The sequence below is a fragment of the Streptomyces sp. LaBMicrA B280 genome (assembly GCF_049222185.1).
Classification (GTDB): Bacteria; Actinomycetota; Actinomycetes; order Streptomycetales; family Streptomycetaceae; genus Streptomyces; species Streptomyces murinus.
The window spans coordinates 17054-37510 of record NZ_JBMJCT010000037.1; the positions used below are offsets into that span (position 1 = coordinate 17054).

Consider the following 20457-nt stretch of genomic DNA (forward strand, 5'->3'; position numbering starts at 1 on the left):
CCGCGCCCCTCAGCGCTCCAGCGTGGCGAGGCGCTCCCGCACCCGCCGCGCGCCGACCGCGTCCTCCTGCCTCTCGTACCGCGCGGCGGCGGCCCGGAGGTCCTCGGCGGCCTCCCCCGGGTGGCCGGCGAGCCGGTGGCCCTCGGCCCGCTGCTCCAGCGCGTCGGCGAGCTGGAGGCCCGCGCCCTCGGCGGTCATGATCTCGACGGCCTTGTCCAGGCAGACCAGGGCGAGTTCGGGAGCGCCCGCGCGCACGTGGGTCTCGCCCAGGCTCATGTAGACGCGGCCCTCGTTGTAGGTGTCCGCGCCCCCGGGCAGGGTGCGGAAGCTCACGAGCGCTTCGTTCAGCTTCGCCGACGCCTCCGAGAACGCGCCCTCTTGGGCGAGGGCACGGCCGAGGTGGTGCTCCAGGAGCGCGGTCGCACGGGGTACGTCCCGCCAGCCGTCGTCCCCCTCACGGATGCCCTCCAGCACGCGCAGGGCCTCCTCGAAGCCGTGGCGTGCCTCGTCGTGGCGCCACAGCTTGAGGCGGAGCAGCCCGAGGGCCTCCAGGGCGGTCGCCCGGCCGCGGAGATGACCGCATGCCGCGTCGGCGGTGATCGCCGCTTCCAGGGCCTCCTCCGCCCGGTCGGCGTCGCCGACTCCCATATAGGCGAAGGCCAGTTGGACCAGCATGCGGCCCACCGCGCGCCGGTCGCCGAACTCCTCGGCGCAGCGCCGGGCGGCCTCGACGCCGCGCAGATGCGTCTCGATCCACTGGGCGTGGAAGCCGAGCCGCAGATGCAGGCTCCACATCGCCTCGCACAGCTGCCACACCAGATCGTCGTAACCGTGGTGCTCGGCCGCGTGGATGACGGCCGCGAGGTTCTCCCGTTCGGCGCGCAGCTCCCGCAACGCCCGTGCGCTGTCGCCCGGTTCGGGGTGCTCCGCCGGGGTGAGACGGTCGTAGACGGGGCCGAGGTGCCAGCGGTGCGGGATCACCCGCAGGTCCGCGGCCGCCGCGAACCGCAAGTACGCGACCGCCACCCGGCGGACCGCCTCGCGCATCCGGCGGTCCCCGTCCTCGGCGAGGGCCAGCTCGCGGGCGTGCGCGCGGGCCAGGTCGTGGAAGCGGTAGCGCTCCTCCGCGACCTCCTCCAGCAGATGGACCCGGGCCAGCCGCTCCAGCATGTCCCGGGCCCGGGCCTCCTCGACGCCGGCCGCGTGCGCGGCGCACAGGACGCTCACGGTCGGCCAGGACCAGACCGCCAGCGCGCGGTAGAACGCGGCGCACTCCGGGGTGAGTTCGCCGTACGACACGTCCTGGGCGAGCCGGACGGGGTCGGCGGGGGCGTGCGGGTCGGTGTCGCCCATGAGGACTCCTGTCTGCCGCGTGCCGTGGATCCGGTCGGAGAGTCCGCGCGCCACCCGGTCCCAGGAGAGGTGTTCACGGACGGCGAGTCCGGCGCCGGTGGTGCACACCGCGAGCGGGATGCCGCCGGTGCCCTCCGCGACGGCGCGGACGACCTCCTCCGGGGCGGCCGACCGGTTCCGCCCGGCGACGCGGCGCAGCAGCAGGACGGAGTCCGCGGTCGACAGCGGCCGCAGGGTGAAGGGGTGCGCGCCGTGTTCGGCCACGAGGCGGCCGAGGCGGTGCCGGCTGCTCACCAGGACGAGTGAGCCGGGCGAGGCGGGCAGCAGGGGGAGCACCTGCGCGTCGTCCAGCGCGTTGTCCAGTACGACGATCATGCGTCGGTCGGCCGTGCAGTCCCGGAACAGGTCCCGCTGCCGTGCCTCGTCGCCGGGGACGGTGCCGACCTTGAGGCCCTCCAGGAGACGGACGAGCGCCTCAGAGGGCGTGAGGGCGGTTCCGGCGGACGCACCGGCCAGATCGACGAACAGGACTCCGTCCGGGAACCCCTCCCGCAGCTCGTGCGCGCACCGTACGACGGTGGCCGTCTTGCCCATGCCACCCTGGCCGGTGAGGACGGCGACGACCGGTGCGCCGGGTGCGCGGTCGGCGTCGTCCAGCAGCCCCTTGATCCAGGCGAGCACGTCCTCGCGGTCGGTGAAGGCCGCGGTGGCGGGCGGCAGCATCTGCGGGCGGGAGGCGCCGGGGGCCGCGGCCGGCATCGGGCGGGGCGCCAGCCAGGACGCCTCGCGGACCCATTCCCGCACCTCGCGGGCGAACTCCGGTGAGCTGTGCGCGAGTTCGACGAGCTGTAAGGCGGCTGCCCTGCGTTCGTGCTCGGTGACGGGCAGGACGAGCACCTGCAGGCCGGAAGGGGCACCGGGCTCGGTTCCCGCCCGGCCGAGCAGTCCGTGCAGCCGCTCGGAGACCCGCCTGCCCATCTCGCCGCCCGCCCCGGACAGCGCACCGGAGGCGACCGTGCCGACCGCCGAGAACACCAAGTCGATCAACGGTTCCACCCAGCACTCCCCCAACTCGCCATAACGGCCATCGTATCGACAAACCCGTAGGGAGAGAGGGCGGACGGACGAGAGGCGGGTGCGCGCGCGCACGCGCCGCCGTCAGGTGGGCGAAAACCCGTCCGACACGGAGACGTGCACCGACGCTCGGAGCGGCTCGCGGGGCATCGGGGGGGGAGGTCCCGGTGACCTCCGCCGCTGACCGGCCCTCCGCGCAGGCCTGTTGAGGGGCACACACGTTCAGTGCCGCAAGGGGAGCCCTCGGCCGAGGCCGCTGTCCCTCACTCCGGCGCGAAGTCGAAGCTGTTCCACAGTCCCGTCGCCCGCACCACCTGGTCCGTCGCGCCGATGTCCAGGAAGTCGTACGCGCCGCCCGACGGCACGGTGCAGTCGGGGGTCGTGTAGAGGCGCAGGCTGCTCTGGGTCTGGTTGGTCACATGGGTGATGCCCTGGGGGAAGCGGTGGCAGCCCTTGACCGAGGGGTTGGTGAGGGTCTGCACGACGCGTCCGTTGTTCCGGGCCACGATCTGCCCGGACGCCTGGTCCTGGCAGGCGGTGAGCGCGATGCCGAGCAGCGCGAAACCGGTGAGCGCGGCCAGCGGCCGTGAAGCGCGCATCGGGCCTCCTGTGCCAAGACGCCAAGACGGGTTGCCGGGGGACCCGGTCCCCTCAACCACTATCCGTCAGAGTGTGCCGAGCCGCCCGGCGAGGGCGCCCGCGCCGGTGACATCGCCTGTTCAGCGGCGTCCTGGGGGCCTTTCGGGTGCCTGTGCGGCCCGGGTGCCGCACCCGGTGTGCGGGGTGCGGCCGCCCACCCTTCACTGAGGGGAACGAATCGCGGCGAGGGCACGGGAGTCACACATGGCAGGGCTCGGGAGACGGGGTGCGGCGGGCGCGGTGCTGGCCCTGGTCATGGTGTCCGCCACCGGCTGCGGCGACGGCTCCCCGAACTCCCCCACCCCGGCCGAGCAGGCCGCCTCGGCCGCGTCCGCCGCCGCCTCGCTCGCCGCCCGGGGCGGTGACGCGCTCGCCTCGGCCTCGGCGGAGGCCGGCCGGAGACTCGACGAGGCCAAGGGCGGCCTGAACGCCAAGGAGCAGGTGAGCCTCGGCGCGGTCACCCTCGACCGCGACGGCCGGGCCACCGCCACCGTGACCGCGCGGAACACCGCCTCCGCCGCCAAGTCCTTCGCCGTCCAGGTCAACTTCACGGACGGCGGCGGCAATCTGCTCGACGTCGTGGTGCTGATGGTCAAGAACGTGGCCGGGCACGGCTCGGGGCACGGCACCGCGCGCAGCAATCGCAGGCTGCACGGCGAGGTGCGGGCGAACGTCGGCACGGCCCTCCGGTACTGACCGGGACGCGCCGCACCCCGGGAAGTCCCCGCCGAACCCCCGCGAAACCTCCACCTGAACCGCCGACGCTGCCGCACGAGTGAACCGCCAAACGGGTGATCCGTAACCGCCGCCAGCCCTGGACGCCCAAGGATCACGGCCCCATCGGGCATTTCCGGCGAGTCGGGCGATTGGTTCGAAGTGACAGGCTTACGGTGCCCTGTCCACACTGAATTGGCGGTTCGTGATCAGGAATGAGCATCAACGATCCAGAACGTTCTCGAGGAGATCGAATGGTGGAGCAGTCTTCCGAGATCGATATAAGCGGGCCGGACGCATCCGCCCTCTCCGTGAGCGGCACCGGCCCGGACAGAACAGAGACCGAGAGCGGACTCGCGGACGCGCTGGCCGAGTTGGTGGGCAGTGAGCAGGTCCCGGTGGACAGCCACTTCTTCACCGACCTCGGCGCCAACTCCCTCGTCATGGCCCAGTTCTGCGCACGGGTGCGCAAGCGCCCCGACCTGCCGTCCCCGTCCATGCGGGACATCTACCGGTACCCCACCATCCGGGACCTGGCCGAGGCCCTCGCCCCGGCCGCTCCCCCGCCGCACGAGGCCGCGGGCACCACGGCGGCGCCCGCGGCACCGGTGCCCCTCGCGCCTCCCGATCTGCTGCCGCACACCAGCCGACTGACGCATTTCCTGTGCGGGACCTTCCAGTTGCTGGCCTTCCTCGCCTACTCGTTCGTCTCCGGTCTGGTGACCGGCACCGGCTACGAGTGGGTCGCCGACGGCAACGGGGTAGCCGACATCTACGTACGGTCGCTGCTCTTCGGCGGCACCGGGTTCATCGCCCTGTGCGTCTTCCCGGTCGTCGCCAAGTGGCTGCTGGTCGGGCGCACGAAACCGGCCGACTTCCCCGTCTGGGGCCTCGCGTACCTGCGCTTCTGGCTGGTGAAGGTGCTGCTGCACGCGAACCCGATGGTCCTCCTCGCCGGCACCCCGCTGTACGTGCTGTATCTGCGGGCCCTGGGCGCGCGGATCGGCAAGGGGGTCACGATCCTCTCGCACACCCTGCCGGTCTGCCCCGACCTGGTGACGATCGGCGCCGGGACGGTGATCCGCAAGGACTCCTTCATCCTCGGCTACCGGGCGCACCGCGGCCGCATCCAGACCGGCCGGATCACCCTGGGCGAGGGCGTGTTCATCGGGGAGAAGACCACCCTGGACATCGACACCTCGATGGGCGACGGCTCGCAGCTCGGGCACGCCTCGGCGCTGCACCGCGGCCAGTCGGTCCCGGCAGGCGAGCGCTGGCACGGCTCCCCCGCGGAACCGGCGGGAACCGACTACCTGCGCGTGCCGCCCGCCCGCTGCGGCACGCTGCGCCGGGCCTGGTTCGGCCTCGGCACGCTGCTCCAACTGGTCTTCCTCTACATTCCGTTGGCCGTCGGCGGGATGTACATACTGTTCACCGCGGTACCGGCGATCGGCGATCGCCTCGACCCGGACACCGAGGACCTGGCACCGGCCCAGCTGCTCGCCGACGCGGCCGCGCTCTCCCTGGTGCTGTTCGTCGGCTTCATCGTCGTGGGTCTCGTCGTCCTGTACACGCTGCCCCGGCTGCTGCGGCTGTTCGTCCGGCCCGACCGGGTCTATCCGCTCTACGGCTTCCACTACGCGCTGCACCGCGCGACGGCCCGCCTGACGAACATCAAGTTCTTCGCCTGGCTGTTCGGTGACAGCTCGTTCGTCGTGCACTATCTGCGCGGACTCGGGTACGACCTGTCGCACGTCGAGCAGACCGGCTCGAACTTCGGCACCGAAGTGCAGCACGAGACACCGCTGTTGGTGTCGGTCGGCAGCGGCACCATGGTGGCCGACGGGCTGTCCATCCTCAACGCGGACTATTCGAGCACGTCGTTCCGGCTGTCGAAGGTGTCGATCGGGCCGCGCAACTTCCTCGGCAACAACATCGCCTACCCGGTGGGCGGCAGGACGGGCGAGAACTGCCTGCTGGCGACCAAGGTGATGATCCCGCTGGACGGCGAGGTCAGACAGGGCGTGGGGCTGCTCGGCTCGCCGTGCTTCGAGATCCCGCGCTCGGTCGACCGCGACGCCCGCTTCGACCATCTGCGCGAGGGCGAGGAACTGAGCACCCGGCTGCGCGCGAAGAACCACTACAACCTGCGCTCGATGGGCTGGTGGCTGCTCGCCCGCTGGCTGCACGTCTTCGTGCTCACCCTGTTCGCGCTGGCCACGGTGGATCTGTACGGCATGGCGGGCCATGTGGTGATAGGAGCCTATCTGGCGCTCACCCTCGCCTTCTCCACCGCGTACTACATCGTGCTGGAGCGCTGCATGACCAGGTTCCGCGGGCTGCGGCCCCAGTTGTGCTCGATCTACGACCGGGACTTCTGGCGGATCGAGCGGCTGTGGAAGGTGCCGTCGCAGTGGCTCAACATCTTCAACGGCACGCCCTTCAAGAGCCTGGTCTGGCGGCTGATGGGGGTGCGCGTGGGCCGCATGGTCTTCGACGACGGCTGCTACATCACCGACCGGACCCTCGCGGTCATCGGCGACGCGTGCACGCTCAACGCGGGCAGCAAGGTGCAGTGCCACTCGCAGGAGGACGGCACCTTCAAGTCGGACTTCATCAGGCTCGGCGCCGGTACCACGCTGGGCGTCTCCGCCCATGTCCACTACGGCGTGACGATGGGCGAGGGCTCGGTGCTGGTCTCCGACTCCTTCCTCATGAAGGGCGAGGAAGTGCCCCCGGACGCGTGCTGGGGCGGCAATCCCGCGGTGGAGATGCCGACGGCCGACGGTCCGCCCGGCACCCCCGTCCTGACCGCTTCTACAGCAAACGCCCCTGCGGCGACCGTGAGTTGAGGAAGGCCATTCGATGGGAACGCGCGTGGAAGCGGACCGGGAGTTCTGGCAGCGGGTGCTGACCGCCGGCGGTGTCACCTCGGTGCCACGCTGGGTGCGGGAGCCGGCCGCCGGGTCGGCCGAACACGAGATGCCGGTGCCGGACGAGGTGGCGCGGGCGGTGCGCGAGCTGGTCGGTCGCCAAGGGGTGCCGGTCAGCGCGCTGCTGCTCGCGGCGCACGCCAAGGTGCTGGCCACGCTGTCCGGCGAGCCGGAGGTGGTCACCGGCTACACCACCGGGGTGCGCGGCGAACCGCTGCCCTGTCGGCTGACCGTGCGGGCGGGTTCCTGGCGGGAGCTGGCGGCGGCCGCCGAGCACGCGGAGGCGGAGGTGCTGGCGCACCGGGAGTTCCCGGTGGAGAAGCTGCGCCGCGAACTCGGCCTGACCGAGCCGCCGTACGAGGTGGTGTTCGGGCCCATCGGGGCCGACGAGAACCACGCCGACGACGGTGTGCTGCAGGTGCGCTGGTCGGAGCGGGGCGGTCGGCTGCTGCTGCGCCTCGGGTACCGCAAGGACGTCCTGGACGCCCCGGCGGCGGCCCGGATCGGCGGCTACCACCTCAGGGCCCTCGGGCTGCTGGCCGCCGACCCGGACGCGGACCACGGCGCGCGGAGCCTGCTGTCGGACGACGAGGTGCACGAGCAGCTGGCGGGGCTGGCCGGGCCGCACCGGCCGCTGCCCGAGGCGCGGGCGCACGAGCTGTTCGAGCAGCGGGTGCGGACGAACCCGGGCGCGGTGGCCGTCGTACAGGGTGAACGGCGGTGGACCTACGACGAGTTGAACCGGCGGGCCAACCGGCTGGCGCGGGCACTCATCGAGCGGGGCGTCGGGCGGGAGGACGTGGTCGCCGTCGTCATGGAGCGCGATCTCGACTGGCCGGCGGCGACGCTCGCGGTGTTCAAGGCGGGCGGTGTCTACCTGCCGATCGAGCCGCACTTCCCGGCCGGGCGGATCGCGGCGACGCTGTCACGGGCGGGCTGCCGGCTGGTGCTGACCGAGTCCGGCAGCACCGCGACCCTGGACGAGGCGCTGACCTCGGTGGCGGGGGCGGAGCGGCTGCTGGTCGAGGAGGCGTACGCGGAGCCGCACGCCGAGGACGACCTCCAGCTGCCCGTGGCGGCCGACCAGCTGGCGTACATCTACTTCACCTCCGGCTCCACCGGTGAGCCGAAGGGGGCGATGTGCGAGCACGCGGGGCTGCTCAACCACCTGTTCGCCAAGATCGACGACCTGGGCATCGGCGAGGGCTCGGTGGTGGCGCAGACGGCCCCGCAGTGCTTCGACATCTCGCTGTGGCAGCTGGTGTCCGCGCTGCTGGTGGGCGGGCGGACGCTGCTGATCGGGCAGGACGAGATCACGGACGTGGAGCGCTTCGTCGACACACTGGCCGACGGGCGGGTCGCGGTGGCGCAGCTGGTGCCCTCCTATCTGGAGGTCGTCGTCTCCTACTTGGAGCAGCGGCCCCGCGAACTGCCGGATCTGCGCTGTGTGTCGGTGACCGGCGAGGCCCTCAAGCGGGAGCTGACACAGCGCTGGTTCGCGATCGAGCCGGACATCAAACTGCTCAACGCCTATGGCCTGACGGAGACTTCGGACGACACCAACCACGAGGTCCTGGACCGGGTGCCGGAGCGGGTGCTGCTGGGGCGCGCGGTGAACAACGTACGTGTCTACGTGGTGGACGAGCGGCTGTCGCTGGTGCCGCTGGGCGCACCCGGCCTGATCGCGTTCTCCGGTGTCTGCGTGGGCCGGGGGTACGTCAACGATCCGGAACGCACCCGGGAGGCGTACCGCACGGACCCCTACCGGCCCGGTGAGCGGCTGTACCTGGGCGGTGACTGGGGTCGCTGGCACCCGGACGGCAAGCTGGAGTTCCTGGGCCGCCGGGACAACCAGGTGAAGATCCGCGGGTTCCGCATCGAGATCGGGGAGATCGAGAACGCCCTGCTGCGGGTGCCCGGGGTGCGGGACGCGGCGGTGGTGGTCACCGAGCGGGGCGGCGGCGGCAGGCATCTGATCGCCTTCTGCTCGGGCGCGCCCCGGCCGGTGGCGGAGCTGCGCGAGGCGCTCGGCGCGGTGCTGCCCGCCTATATGGTCCCCTCGGCCTTCCACTGGCAGGAGGCCCTGCCGCTGACCGCCAACGGGAAGATCGACCGCAAGGCGCTGACCGCGCTGGCGTCGGCGGCCGCCCCGGCCACCGAGGAGAGCGCGGCGCAGGACGCCCCGCTCGGTCCGGCCGAACGGCGGCTCGCCGGTGCCTGGGCGCGGGTGCTGGGCGTGCCCGCCGAACAGGTGCGCCGCTCGGACCAGTTCTTCGACTCCGGCGGTACCTCGCTGACCGCGGTCAAGCTCAGCATCGCGCTGGAGCGTGCGGTCTCCCTCAAGGACATCACCCGGCACCCGGTCCTCGCCGATCTGGCCGCGCTGCTGGACGGCGCGACCCGGCAGCACGGGGAGCTGCTCCAGCCGCTCGCGGAAGGGGGCGGCGCGGCCGGGGGCGCGCTGGTCTGCTTCCCGTACGCGGGCGGCAACGCGGTCAACTTCCAGCCGATGGCGAGCGCGCTGGCCGACAGCGGACTCACGGTCCTCGCGGTGGATCTGCCCGGGCACGATCTGGCCGCGCACCAGGAGCCGTTCGTCTCCATCGCGCAGGTGGCCGAGCAGGTCGCCGCGGAGATCGTGGCGCGCGGGCTGACCCGGGTGATGCTGTGGGGCCACTCGTCGGGGGCCGCGCCCGCGATCGAGACGGCCCGCCGGCTCACCGAGCGGGGGGTGCGGGTGACCCGGGTGTTCATCGGCGCCCAGCTCCTCGGCACCGCCGACGAACGGGGCTCCGCCGTCACCGAGTTGACGGGGCTCGGGGACGCCGAGATCGCGGCGCGGCTCACCGCGGACAGCGGTTACACCGAGCTGGCGGAGCTGAACGAGGCGCATGCCGAGCACATCGGCGCCGCCTACCGGCACGACTGCGTGGCCGCGCACCGCTATCTGCGCGCGGCCCTCCAGTCCTCGCCGCCCCCCAAGCTGGCCGCGCCGCTCACGGTGGTGGTCGCGGCCGACGACCCGCACACCGCGGGCGCCACCGAGCGCCACCGGGACTGGCTGCTGCTGGCCGACCAGGTGGAGCTGCACGAACTCGCCGACGGCGGCCACTACTTCCCCCGCACCCGGCCGGCCGAGGCGGCGCGGGCCGTGCTGCGGGCCGCCGTACCCCTGGCCACGTCCTGAGTCACGCGGACCCTCCAGACGGGCAACCGAAAGGAAACCGAGATGCCGTTCTCATCCCTGGCAGCGCAGCTCGAGGTGGAGCTGCGGCCGCACAGACCGGCGCTGTTGCGCGTCGACTCCCCGGGCGACGCCCCGAACTGGGCGGGCGAGCACCGCGAGGCGCTGCGCGCGCTGGTGACCGAGCACGGGGCGCTGCTGGTGCGCGGTCTGGGCCTCCGGGACGCGGACCAGGTCGGTGCCGTCTTCGCCCGGATCAGCGGTGAACTGATGCCGGAGCGTGAGGCGTTCGCACCGCGCGAGGTCCTCGCGCCCGGCGTGTACTCCTCCACTCCATGGCCGGCCAATCAGCCGATGTGCATGCACCATGAGCTGAGTTACACGCTGGACGTGCCGTCCCTGATGCTGTTCGCGTGCCTGACCGCGGCCGCGGAGGGCGGGGCGACGGCGGTGGCCGACGCCGAGGAGGTGCTCGACGCGCTGCCCGCCTCGCTGACCGAGCGGTTCGAGCGCGAGGGCTGGCTGCTGACCCGCAGCTACAACGACGAGATCGGGGCCTCGCTGGCCGAGTCCTTCGGTACCGAGGACCGCGCGGAGATCGAGCGCTACTGCCGGGCGCACGCCATCGAGTTCACCTGGCGGCCGGACGGCTCGCTCTACACGGAGCAGCGGCGCAGCGCCCTCGTCCGGCATCCGGTCACCGGCCGGCGCTGCTGGTTCAACCAGATCGCGTTCCTCAACGAGTGGACGCTCTCCCCGGAGGTGCGCGAGTACCTGGTGGACATGTACGGCGAGGACGGGCTGCCGTTCAACACCCGTTACGGGGACGGCACTCCGATCGGCGCGGAGGTGGTCGAACTGCTCAACTCCACCTATGAGGCACACACCCGGCGCGAGCCCTGGCAGGCCGGGGATCTGCTGCTCGTGGACAACATCTCCACCGCGCACAGCCGGGAGCCGTTCGGCGGCGAGCGGCAGGTGCTGGTGGGCATGGCGGAGCCGCACCGGCTCGCCGACGGCCGCCCGACCCCGGAGGCGAGCGAGCGATGACCGATCTGCTGACGACAGCCGCCGAGCGGGCGGCGGGCGGGCCCTCGGTGCCGACGTTCTCGGTGCTCTCCGGGCACCAGGTGCAGCAGGCGCTGACCGGGCGCGAGCGCGAACTGGTGGCGCTGGTGGAGGCCACCTACCGGCTGCACGGCGCCGGGGACTCGGTGAACCCGCCGTCGTACTTCCTGCGCTTCCCGGACCGTCCGAACTCGCGGATCATCGCGCTGCCGGCCTCGATCGGCGGTTCGGTGCACGTGGACGGCCTGAAGTGGATCTCCAGCTTCCCGGACAATGTGCGCTCCGGGCTGCCGCGGGCCTCCGCGGTGCTGATCCTCAACGACCCGGAGACGGGCTATCCGTTCGCCTGTCTGGAGAGCTCCATCATCAGCGCCACCCGGACCGCCGCGTCCGCGGCGCTGGCGGCCGACTGCCTCAGCCGCGGCCGGGGGACCCGGCCCGCGCGGATCGGGTTCTTCGGCACGGGTCTGATCGCCCGGTACATCCACACCTTCCTGGCCGGCACCGGCTGGGAGTTCGACGCGATCGGTGTGCACGACGTGTCCGCCGACAGCGCCGAGGGGTTCCGGGGGTATCTGCGCCAGAGCGGTGCGGGCGGGCAGGTCACCGTGCACGAGCGTGCCGAGGACCTGGTTCGCGACAGCGACCTCGTGGTCTTCGCCACGGTCGCGGGCAAGCCGCATGTGACCGATCCCGCGTGGTTCGACCACAACCCGCTGGTCCTGCATGTGTCCTTGCGGGACCTGGCCCCCGAAGTCCTGCTGGGCGCCGCCAACTTCGTCGACGACGTCGAGCACTGTCTGAAGGCCGACACCTCACCCCATCTGGTCGAACAGCTCACCGGCGACCGCGACTTCCTCAACGGCACGCTCAACGACGTGCTCCAGGGGCGGGCCGCGCCGCCGACCGACCGGCCGGTGATCTTCTCGCCCTTCGGACTCGGTGTCCTCGATCTCGCCGTCGGCAAATTCGTCTACGACGAGGTCTCCCGGGCGGGCAGCCTCCGCCTCATCGACGACTTCTTCCACGACCTGCGCCGGTACGGCTGAGGCCCGTCCTCGGCCCGGCACCAGGAGGTCCGCCGTGCCTGTCATTACCGCTCCCTATGCCTTCAACGAGGGCCATCTCTTCGTCGACCTGAAGTCGATCTGCGGTCAACCCCTCCATCTCAAGTGCGAGGGCTTCAACTTCGCCGGCTCCATCAAGCTGAAGGCCGCGAACGAGATGGTGGAGAGTGCCGAGCGGGACGGACTCCTGACGCCGGAGTCCATCCTTGTCGAGTCCTCCTCCGGGAACCTCGGCGTGGCGCTCAGCATGATCGCCGCCAGCAAGGGCTACCAGTTCCTGTGTGTGACGGACTCCCGTTGCAACCTGTCGACCAGACTGCTGATGGAGGCGCTCGGCAGCGAGGTGCATGTCATCGCCGACCAGGACTCCAACGGCGGATTCCTGGGCACGCGGATCGAGTACGTGCGTCAGCTGTGCGCGTCCGACGAACGGTACGTCTGGCTCAGCCAGTACACCAACGCGGGCAACTGGCGGGCGCACTACCGCACCACCGCCCCGGAGATCGCCCAGCAGTTCCCGGACCTGGACGTGGTGTTCATCGGGGCCGGCACCACCGGCACCCTGATGGGCTGCGCCCGCTGGTTCCGGCAGTGGCACCGGCCGGTGCGGATCGTCGCCGTGGACAGCGTGGGCTCGGTGGCCTTCGGCGGCGAGCCGGGCCGCCGGATGATCCCGGGCCTGGGCATGAGCATGCGCCCCCCGCTGCTGGACGAGTCCGTCGTGGACGAGGTGATCCGGGTGGAGGAGGCGGACACCATCCGCATGTGCCACCGGATGGCCCGCCGCGGCTTCCTGTTCGGCGGTTCCACCGGGACCGTCGTCAGCGGGGCCACCGACTGGCTCGCCCGCAACGACGCCCGCGGACTGTCCGCGGTCGCCATCGCGCCCGACATGGGCGAGCGCTACCTCGACACCGTCTACCAGACCAACTGGCTCCAGGACCTGTACGGCGATCACGTCCTGTCGGCGGAGGGGCTGGGCACCGTGACGGAGGAGGTCGAGACCGCGACCCGGACGTCGGAGCAGAGGCGCCGCCCCTAGCGCCTCGACCGGGGAAGGGCGCCTGACCGGGGATGTTGCCCGGAAGGCGCCCTTCGGCGTGCCCGGGAGGGCAGCGCGCCGGTGCGACGGAGGGCACTTTCACGCCGTACCGAAGGGCACCCCCGCCCGGTACCGGAGGGCATCTCCGTGGGGGCGTGCGGGCACCCGCGCGCCCCCTCTCACCACCGTCCCCCACACGAACGGTAGGGAATAGGCCATTCCGTCCGGACCACGCCACGCCCCAGGCCCCGGTCCCGCTTCCGTACGGCCTTGAATTGCCTGGCCATCCGCACTGACCTGCACATTTCCTGCACAGTCAGGCCCGGTATCGGTTTTCGGACGGAGTGAAAGTCGCCCCTTCCCACACAGGCCACACCAGGCGAACTATTTTCAGAAAAGCCACCTCACTGTGTGACGTTCGCGAGTACACCGCTCACGTTCAGGACCTCGTGGCACTGCTGTGCCTGCCGGCCGGTGGCCGGTGTGCCCGGCTTCGCGCAGGTCACGTTCGCGGTGACGGTGGCGTTTGCGGGGATCTCGATGGGGGTGACCCAGTGGTAGTCCTGGTTGCGGAAGGTCTCCAGCGCGATCGTGGTGATCTTCCGGTCCCCGAAGCTGATCGTCATGACCCCCTCGTCACCCTGGAAGTTGGCGACCACGATGTCGGTCACGCCGAACACCTTGCCCTGCGGCACCGTGTAGCTGCCCGTCTTGGCCTGGCCGCCGGACGTCTGTACGTCGATGGTGGCCGAACTCTGCTCGCCGCCGCCCGAGGTGCCCGTGCCGCCGGGGCCGCCGCCCGCGGGCACGCCCGGACCGGAGCCGCCCTGTTCCTTGCCCGTGCCGTCACCGGTCCCCGTTCCGGTGCCGGTGCCGTTGCCGGTCCCCGGCGACTGTCCGTTCTTGCCGCCGCCGGGGGTCGGCCGCGGCTGGACCACCTCGTCGGCGGCCTGCCGGGCCGCGCTGCGCACCGCCGGGCGCACCAGCGCGAACCAGGCGAGCAGCAGGGCGAGGATGGCCGCGAGGAGGGCCAGCAGCCACTTCGGGAAGATGGGGATCTGGACGAACTCGGCCTCCAGCGGGGGCCGCACATACGTCGCGGGGCGGGCGCTCGCCTCGGCCTGCGCCTCGGCCGCGCCGTCCGCGGTGTGCACCGTGAACGGCCATACGGCGGGCTTGCCGAACCACACCGGCTTGCCGATGCGCACCCGCAGCCGGGTCTCCGCCGACTCGCCGGGCTCCAGCGCAAAATCGGCCGGGACGAACCCGAACCGCAGTTCCTCCCCGGCCTGTTCGGGCCGGAAGGAGATCCGCGTCGGGGTGTTGCCCTCGTTGCGCACCGCCAGCCGGTAGCGGCCGCGCAGCCAGCCGCGCCGGCGCCGCGGGAGGATCTCGGTCCGCAGCTCGTGGAACTCCTCGATGTGCACCGTGGTCTCGGGCACGGTGACCGACTCGGGGTGCTCGGCCGGCAACACCCGTACGCCCAGCGGCACATCGCCGGCCCGGACCTCGGGCGAGCGGGGCGGGGCGAGCGTGATGGTCACCGTCTCGGAGGTGCCGGGGTAGAGCGAGATACGCGCGGGTTCCACGGTCGCCCAGGGCGCGCAGTCGCCCACCACCTCCAGCGTGTACGCCTCGACGATGTCGCTGTCGTTGCGCACGGTCAGGCTGGTGGTGGCGGTGCCGCCCGGGGTCACCGAGGCGCCCGGGATGTCGAGGCCGGGGGCGCCGGGTCCGGAAGAGGCTGCAGATGGCGTCACGCCACGACGGTAGAGCCATACCCGAACCACCACGAGAGATACGGGGGCAACTTCCGGGCAGTCGACGTGCCCGCAGCGGCCAAGGTCAACTCCATCGAGCGGGAGGCGAGCTGACACGCCGAAGGCGTCGTGTGCTCCATCCCACCGCCCCGGACGCCACCGCCGTCGCCCGGGTCGCGTCCTGAAGAACGCCACCATGTCCGGCCTTGCGAAAGAAAGTACCTTCATGATCGTCCAGATGCCCGGCGGGACCCTGCCCGCCTCCGTGAGCCGCCCGGACCGGGTGACCGTGGCCGTCTACGCCCAGGATCTCGTCCTGCACATCGGCATCGTCCAACAGCTGCGCCAGCGACCGGAGTTGGAGTTGGTGTCCGACGGGGAGGCGGACGGTGCGCAGATCTCGCTCGTGGTCGTCGACACCGTGGACGACGAGGTGACGGCCCTGCTGCAACGGCTCCAGCGCAACACCGCCACCCGCACCGGACTGGTGGTGGGCACCTTCGAATCGGCGGCGCTGCAACGGGTGATCGAGTCCGGGGTGGGCGCGGTGCTGCGGCGCTCCGAGGCGGACCAGGACCGGCTGCTGCACCTGGTGCTGGCGCTGGCCAAGGGCGAGGGCGTGCTGCCCGGCGATCTGCTCGGCAAGCTGCTCAGCCATGTCGGCAGCCTCCAGCGCTCGGCGCTCGACCCGCGCGGCCTCTCGCTGTCCACGCTGACCGCGCGCGAGGCGGACATGCTGCGCCTGGTGGCGGAGGGGCTGGACACCTCGGAGATCGCGGAGAAGACGTCGTACTCCGAACGGACCGTCAAGAACGTGCTGCACGAGGTGACCACGCGGCTCCAACTGCGCAACCGGGCGCACGCGGTGGGGTACGCGCTGCGCAACGGGCTGATCTGACGGCGGCTCGGCGCGAACCGGCCCTACGGCTGTCCGGGCACCCGGGGACTGCCCGAAAGCGCAACGGGGCCTTCCCCCGGGAGGGTCCCCGCCGCCCTGCCGCCGGGCGCGCCCATGGCGCACAGTGGCGGGGCGCACCCATGTGTACCGAGACTGCGAGGTGGACCGTGAACGGCACCGCTGGCCCCGGCGGGCAGCGCCGACTGGGGAGATTCGGCGCCTCGTTGGTGCTGCTGATCCCGTTGTTCGCGGTGACCGCGGCCTCGGGACCGAGCGGCGCGGACCCCGTCCGGCCGACGGCCGCCACCGCGCCCGCGCGGGTGGCGTTCGCGGGCACCGACCATCGCAGCCTGGGCCGGGTGGCGGGCACCGACAGCAGCGATCCGCTGTTCGGCGCGGGCCCGGCGCACTACGACGTGCAGCCGGCGGCGCTCGGCGACACGATGGTGTTCGCGAGCCGCCGTGACGACAAGCGCCCGCAGATCTATCTGCGCGCGGCGGACGGCTCGGTGCGCAAGCTGACCAGCGGCCGGGACGCGGCGCATCCCCGGCTGACCCCGGACGGCGGTTCGGTGGTGTTCGACTCGGCGGAGCCGGGCGGCCCGGACGGCAAGAAGCAGCGCGATCTGTGGCTGGTGCGCACCGACGGCACCGGTCTGACCCGGCTGACCGACACGCCGTACGACGAGCAGAGCCCGACGGTGTCGGCGGACGGGCAGCGGCTGGCCTACAGCGCGAACCCGGACGCGGCCGCCGGGGCGCAGATCTATGCGCGTCCGCTGGCCGGGGGCACCGCGACCGCGCTCACCGGGACGCTCGGCGGCACGGCGACCGAGCCGGTGTTCAACCCGGTGAACGACGACGCGCACCGGAATCTGCTCGCGTACACCTACACCGCCGACTCCAAGACCGGGCCCCGGCTGCGGGAGCTGGGCCGCCCGGACGGCGACCAGCCGCTGCTCGCGGGCACCGCGGCCCAGTGGGCGACGCATGGCGCGGCCTGGATGCCCGACGGGAACGGCGTGCTGTTCCTCAGCACCAACCACACCTGCTCCTGCGAGGGTGACTGGAACCATGTGTGGCGGGCCCCGCAGGACCCCGCCACGCACCCGGACCCGGATCTGGTGCTCAGCGAGAACCGCGATGTCTCCTCGGTGACCTGGGTCGGCCCCGCGGACGGCGGCTACCCGGTGGTGGACCGGCTCTCGGAGCCCGCACCGGCGGTGAAGGGCGTGGACGCGACGCCCGACCAGCGGGTTGCCACCTTGCAGGACGTGCGGATGGACGGCTCCGACCCGCGCGATCTCGGGGTGCCGGTGCTCCAGGAGGACCCGGCGGCCGGCACCAACACCGATCCGACGAAGGACCCGTTGTTCCAGCCGGCGGCTGGGTACGACCCGTGGACCGAGCGGCAGAACTACACGCCGGACGGCCGGGGGATCGTGGTGACCCGGTTCGAGGACGCCCCGAGCGGCCAGGGACGGATCGAGCGGATCTGGACGACGGACGCCGACGGGCAGAACCCGCGGGTGATGCCGCTGGCGGGGCGGGGGCCGCAGGACTGGGACACCGACCCGACGTTCTCGCCGGACGGCAAGTACCTGGCGTTCACCCGGACTTCGCCGGGCGGGGTCGGCTCCGCGTCGGGTCCCGGCCGGATCCTGATCGCCGACGCCACCACGGGCGCGATCGTGCACGAGGTGGTCCCGCCGGCCGGACAGCAGAACGGCAGCGACGCCCAGCCCACCTGGTCGCCGGACGGCACCCTGCTCGCCTTCACCCGCAACGCGGTGATCGACGGACACGGCGGCAACAAGCACATCTGGACCGTGCCGATCAACGACCTGAACCAGCAGAAGGACCTCAGCGCGGCGAACTGCCCCGGCGACTGCTCGGTCATCGACGACAGCCCCGCCTTCTCCCCCGACGGCCGCTCGATCGCCTTCAACCGCAAGAACGGCGGCGGTCTCGTCGACGAGCGCAACGGCCTGCTGCTGACCTCCGTGTCCGGCGACAGCTGCCAGGTGCTGCTGCCCGAGGCCGCGCGGGGCACCGCGGACGGCTGCCGTCAGCAGCTGCCCGACACCACGGTCACCGGACCGCACCAGCCGCGCGACGCGGCCTGGACGGCGGACGGCTCCCAGATCGTGTTCAGCGCGCGCGAAGACGCTCCGGTCAACTGCCCGGAGAACCTCTATGTGTTGACCGTCTCGACCGGCCATGTCTCCCAGCTCACCACCGAGTTGCCGGGGCGGCAGAAGGAGCCCAGCGTCGAGCAGTCGGTGGACCTCGCGGTGCACGCCCCGGGCACGACACCGCCGGTGACCGTCGGCAAGTCCGCGGATCTGACGGTGGACGTCGTCAACAACGGCCCGGCCGCCTCGCCCGGCACCCGGCTGACCATGGCCCCGCCGGCCGGGGTGACCGTCACCAAGGTCACCTATCCGGGCGGCACCTGTGACGCGGCCACGCTCCAGTGCGACCTCGGGGTGGTGCCACCCGGTACGACGGTCCCGGTCACCGTGACCGTCACCGGGAACGTGACCGGTGACCAGCCGATCGACTGGTCGGTCACCGGCAGCGTCGTCGACCCGCAGCCCGGGGACAACGCCGCCAGGACCGTGGTGCCGGTGCAGCCGCCCGCGCCGCCGACCCCGCCCCCCTCGCCCACGCCGACCCCCACACCCACGCCCACGCATACGCCCACCCCGCCGCCGCCCCCGCCCGCGCCGCCCGCGCCGCCCGCGCCCAAGGCGGGCCCCGGGGTCACCGTGACCGCCCAGCCCGACCCGGGCTATGTCGGCGGCCGGGTCGTGGTGACGTACACCGTGCGCAACGGCCGCAACGCGCTGGCCACCGGGCTGCGGCTGCGGATCACGCTGCCCGCCGGGATCCCGAACGGCGGTCCGCCGCCGGGCTGCGACAGCTCCTGGCTGTGCGCGCTGCCGGATCTGGCGCCGGGCTCCAGCACCGTCGTACGGGTGGTGCTCGCCCCCGACCACGCGCTGACCGGCCGGGCCACCGGCGTGCTGACCACCACCGGCACGGATGCCGACCTCCGGGACAACAAGGCCAGTACGAAGCTGCGGATCCTCCAGCCGAAGATCATCGCGGTGCCGCCGATCGGCAAGCCCGGCTTCGTCACCTCGGTGCGCGGCAAGGACTTCCCGCCGGGCGCCCCGGTGCGCTTCACCTGGAAGCCGGGGATCACGGCGGCCGCCGCGCCGACCGTGCCCAAGCCGGACGGCACCTTCATCGGCCAGCTGCTGATCCTCACCAAGGACCAGACCGGACCGCGCACCATCACCGCGCGGGGCCCCGGCTTCTCCCCGGTGAAGACGGACTTCCTGGTGGTGACGGGCAGTGTGCAGCCGCCGGACGAGGTGACCCGCCGATGATCCACGAGGTCGACGAGGCGCTGCGCGCGCTGCTCGCCGGGTCCGGACTCGAGGCGTCCGGTGTCGAGGTGGTCTTCGACGCCCCGACCCGGGAGTGGGCGGCCCGCCGCAACGCGCCCACGGTGTGTGTTTTCCTGTACCACATCCAGGAGGACGCCACCCGGCGCGGCAGCGGCGCCGGTGAGGTGCACGACGCCGAGGGCTATGTGGTGGCGCGGCGCACCCCGCCCCGCTGGTTCGACCTGACGTATCTGGTCACGGCGTGGGCGAGCCGCCCGCAGGACGAACACCGGCTGCTCTCCCAGGTGCTGGGCACGCTGGTGAGCACGGACGCGCTGCCGGAGGAGATGCTCACCGGCTCGCTCGCCGAGCTGGGCCTGACGGTCTCCCTGGACACCGCGGGGGGCGGGATCGACGCGCCGTCCGCCTCCGATGTGTGGTCGGCGCTGGACGGCGAGCTGAAGCCGTCGCTCGGGGTCCGGGTGCGCGCGCCGCTCGCCGCCGTGGCGCGCCCGGCCGCGCCGCCGGTGACCGAGGGTCTGCTGGTGCGCACGGGCGGGCTCGGATCCGACGGGGAACCCGCGCCGGGACGGCGGCTGCGGTACGAGGAGGTGGGCGACCCCGGTGCGGAGGGCTTCGCCGGCCCCCGGGAGCGGCCCGCGGTCCCGGCCCGGCGCCGTCGGGGGAGGCAGGCCTGATGTACGCCACCGAGGCCGAGGTGGACGTCCTGTGGGCGCGGCTGCGGCTGATCGAGGAGCGGGTGCGGCACGCGGTGGCCGCGCGGCGCGCCGTCGACCCTGATCCCGACGACCCGTACCGGGGCCAGTATCTGACCCCGGAGGCGGTGGAGCGGATCCTGGCGGGGCGGGGCGGCCTCGGGCTGCCCGACCACGAGCCGCCACCCGTGCCCCCGACGTCCGAACTCGGTCTGCTGGCCGAGCGGTTCGGGCTCTCGCCACTGGACACGGATCTGCTCCTGGTCGCCCTGGCCCCGGACCTGGACCCCCGGTTCGAGCGGCTGTACGGCTATCTCAACGACGATCTGACGCGCCGTCGGCCGACGGTCGCCCTCGCCCTTGAGCTGTGCGGACTGCCCGCCGCGTCGGCGGCCCGCTTCCGGCTCTCCCCCGGGGCGCCGCTGATCGCGGGCGGTCTGATCGAGGTCACCGAGCCCGAACGGCCGCCGCTGTCCCGCGTGTTGGCGGTACCGGACCGGGTGAGCGCGCATCTGCTGGGCGGCACCGAGCCGGACGCGCGGCTGGCCGGGCTGCTCGGCGAGGCCGACGCCGATCCGACGGCCGAGCCCGCCGACGTGGCGCGGGCCGGT

The 20457-nt window shown here is 72.6% G+C and carries 12 protein-coding genes and 1 pseudogene; 10 read left to right on the forward strand and 3 right to left on the reverse strand.

Annotated elements, in window-relative coordinates:
- Positions 1 to 9 precede the first annotated feature (9 nt).
- The gene (locus ACLF5H_RS27485; protein WP_421678692.1) at positions 10 to 2409 is read right to left on the reverse strand and encodes an NB-ARC domain-containing protein; all 2400 of its coding nucleotides are present in this window, start codon (positions 2407 to 2409) and stop codon (positions 10 to 12) included.
- Positions 2410 to 2690: 281 nt separating this feature from the next.
- Positions 2691 to 3026, reverse strand: coding sequence for a hypothetical protein (locus ACLF5H_RS27490; RefSeq protein ID WP_421678693.1), 336 nt, complete (start codon positions 3024 to 3026; stop codon positions 2691 to 2693).
- A 244-nt stretch (positions 3027 to 3270) separates the two neighbouring features.
- On the opposite strand from ACLF5H_RS27490, the gene ACLF5H_RS27495 reads away from it, so the two are divergent.
- From ACLF5H_RS27495 to sbnA, 6 genes are all read left to right on the forward strand, one after another.
- On the forward strand, positions 3271 to 3762 hold the full coding sequence (locus ACLF5H_RS27495) for a hypothetical protein (RefSeq protein WP_421678694.1): 492 nt from the start codon (positions 3271 to 3273) through the stop codon (positions 3760 to 3762).
- A 272-nt stretch (positions 3763 to 4034) separates the two neighbouring features.
- The gene (locus tag ACLF5H_RS27500) at positions 4035 to 6632 is read left to right on the forward strand and encodes a Pls/PosA family non-ribosomal peptide synthetase (protein ID WP_421678695.1); all 2598 of its coding nucleotides are present in this window, start codon (positions 4035 to 4037) and stop codon (positions 6630 to 6632) included.
- 13 nt (positions 6633 to 6645) lie between these two features.
- A complete protein-coding gene (locus ACLF5H_RS27505; protein ID WP_421678696.1) occupies positions 6646 to 9900 on the forward strand; it encodes a non-ribosomal peptide synthetase in 3255 nt (1084 codons plus the stop codon).
- Positions 9901 to 9942: 42 nt separating this feature from the next.
- Positions 9943 to 10947: a TauD/TfdA family dioxygenase gene (locus ACLF5H_RS27510; protein ID WP_421678697.1), complete on the forward strand. Its 1005-nt coding sequence runs from the start codon at positions 9943 to 9945 to the stop codon at positions 10945 to 10947.
- Positions 10944 to 12014 (forward strand): 2,3-diaminopropionate biosynthesis protein SbnB, encoded by a 1071-nt coding sequence (gene sbnB / locus ACLF5H_RS27515; protein WP_421678698.1) that lies wholly within the window; start codon positions 10944 to 10946, stop codon positions 12012 to 12014. Before ACLF5H_RS27510 ends, sbnB begins: the two co-directional genes overlap by 4 nt.
- Positions 12015 to 12048: 34 nt before the next feature.
- A complete protein-coding gene (sbnA, locus tag ACLF5H_RS27520) occupies positions 12049 to 13074 on the forward strand; it encodes a 2,3-diaminopropionate biosynthesis protein SbnA (RefSeq protein WP_421678699.1) in 1026 nt (341 codons plus the stop codon).
- A gap of 404 nt (positions 13075 to 13478) precedes the next feature.
- Here sbnA and ACLF5H_RS27525 read toward each other — a convergent pair whose 3' ends face one another.
- Complete coding sequence (locus tag ACLF5H_RS27525; protein WP_421678700.1) at positions 13479 to 14834, reverse strand: hydrolytic protein; 1356 nt, start codon at positions 14832 to 14834, stop codon at positions 13479 to 13481.
- Positions 14835 to 15060: 226 nt separating this feature from the next.
- On the opposite strand from ACLF5H_RS27525, the gene ACLF5H_RS27530 reads away from it, so the two are divergent.
- The 4 genes and pseudogenes from ACLF5H_RS27530 to ACLF5H_RS27545 all read left to right on the forward strand — a co-directional run.
- Complete coding sequence (locus tag ACLF5H_RS27530; protein ID WP_421678701.1) at positions 15061 to 15732, forward strand: helix-turn-helix transcriptional regulator; 672 nt, start codon at positions 15061 to 15063, stop codon at positions 15730 to 15732.
- A 167-nt stretch (positions 15733 to 15899) separates the two neighbouring features.
- Complete coding sequence (locus ACLF5H_RS27535) at positions 15900 to 19130, forward strand: hypothetical protein (RefSeq protein ID WP_421678702.1); 3231 nt, start codon at positions 15900 to 15902, stop codon at positions 19128 to 19130.
- Positions 19127 to 19828, forward strand: coding sequence for a DUF4255 domain-containing protein (locus tag ACLF5H_RS27540; RefSeq protein WP_421678703.1), 702 nt, complete (start codon positions 19127 to 19129; stop codon positions 19826 to 19828). Before ACLF5H_RS27535 ends, ACLF5H_RS27540 begins: the two co-directional genes overlap by 4 nt.
- A pseudogene (locus tag ACLF5H_RS27545) lies at positions 19828 to 20457 on the forward strand (ATP-binding protein); the annotation flags it as partial. The gene ACLF5H_RS27540 and the pseudogene ACLF5H_RS27545, both read left to right, overlap by 1 nt.

Excerpts from the sequence above, each read along its gene's own strand:
- ACLF5H_RS27490 (WP_421678693.1), bottom strand. The coding sequence starts at position 3,026 with ATGCGCGCTTCACGGCCGCTGGCCGCGCTCACCGGTTTCGCGCTGCTC.
- ACLF5H_RS27495 (WP_421678694.1), top strand. The coding sequence starts at position 3,271 with ATGGCAGGGCTCGGGAGACGGGGTGCGGCGGGCGCGGTGCTGGCCCTG.
- ACLF5H_RS27500 (WP_421678695.1), top strand. The coding sequence starts at position 4,035 with ATGGTGGAGCAGTCTTCCGAGATCGATATAAGCGGGCCGGACGCATCC.
- ACLF5H_RS27505 (WP_421678696.1), top strand. The coding sequence starts at position 6,646 with ATGGGAACGCGCGTGGAAGCGGACCGGGAGTTCTGGCAGCGGGTGCTG.
- ACLF5H_RS27510 (WP_421678697.1), top strand. The coding sequence starts at position 9,943 with ATGCCGTTCTCATCCCTGGCAGCGCAGCTCGAGGTGGAGCTGCGGCCG.
- sbnB (WP_421678698.1), top strand. The coding sequence starts at position 10,944 with ATGACCGATCTGCTGACGACAGCCGCCGAGCGGGCGGCGGGCGGGCCC.
- ACLF5H_RS27530 (WP_421678701.1), top strand. The coding sequence starts at position 15,061 with ATGATCGTCCAGATGCCCGGCGGGACCCTGCCCGCCTCCGTGAGCCGC.
- ACLF5H_RS27540 (WP_421678703.1), top strand. The coding sequence starts at position 19,127 with ATGATCCACGAGGTCGACGAGGCGCTGCGCGCGCTGCTCGCCGGGTCC.